At 37.4% G+C, this 808-nt stretch carries 1 protein-coding gene; it reads left to right on the forward strand.

The genetic code is table 11. From position 1 onward, the window contains the following. Positions 1–264: 264 nt before the first annotated feature. A partial coding sequence (locus CHX27_RS00705) for an IS110 family transposase (protein ID WP_165764407.1) occupies positions 265–808 on the forward strand: 544 nt, incomplete at its 3' end.

The following is an 808-nucleotide window of genomic DNA, read 5'->3' on the forward strand; positions in this document are numbered from 1 at the left end:
CCTCCTATGTTAGCAATTTGAAATAAGGCATATTTTTAGAAGTATTATTTTTAGAAGATTAAAGTGAAAAGGGATGAGAGATCGTCGGCATCCGAAATAGTTCAAAGAGACATATTCGCCAAAAGATAGATCCTCTTCCTTTATTATCTTTTAGAGTCTGAACAGAATGTAAGGAGTTAAGTAAATCTTGACATCCAGAATATCCAACCAGGAGAAAAGACGAAGGGAGATTAGTCACTTTATGATTAACTTAAAAAAATATAGATGAAAAAAACAGTAAAACAAGTAGCCGGTATTGACGTGGCAAAAGGTGAGCTAGTAGTTACTTTGGGGCGTATGTTTGAGGATTTTACCATCGAATTGTTTAGTTACAGAGTTTTCAAAAACAGTGCTTCAGGGATTAAATCATTAATCGACTGGGCAACTAAACTGACCGATCGCCAAATACCGGTGCGGTACGTGATGGAAGCAACGGGTGTTTATCATCAAAAGTTGGCGTACCATTTAGCAGATAACGGGTACGAAGTAAGTATTGTCTTGCCTAACAAAATAAGCAACTACATTCGAACACTAGACTTAAACACCATTACAGACAAAAGCTGTTCCCAAGCTATAGCACAGTTTGGATTAGAACGAAAGTTAGATCGCTGGTTTAAGCCGAAAAGTATTTACAAAGAGTTACAACAACTTACCCGTGAAAGAGATCAGATTGTTCAAGAGCGGACAATACTAAAGAATCAATTGCATGCCGAAAAAAGTGAAGCTTTTCCGCATCAAAAAAGTTTGGAGCGTATGCGAGCGAGAATTG

Source organism: Flavobacterium aurantiibacter (assembly GCF_002251775.1).
Taxonomy (GTDB): Bacteria; Bacteroidota; Bacteroidia; order Flavobacteriales; family Flavobacteriaceae; genus Flavobacterium; species Flavobacterium aurantiibacter.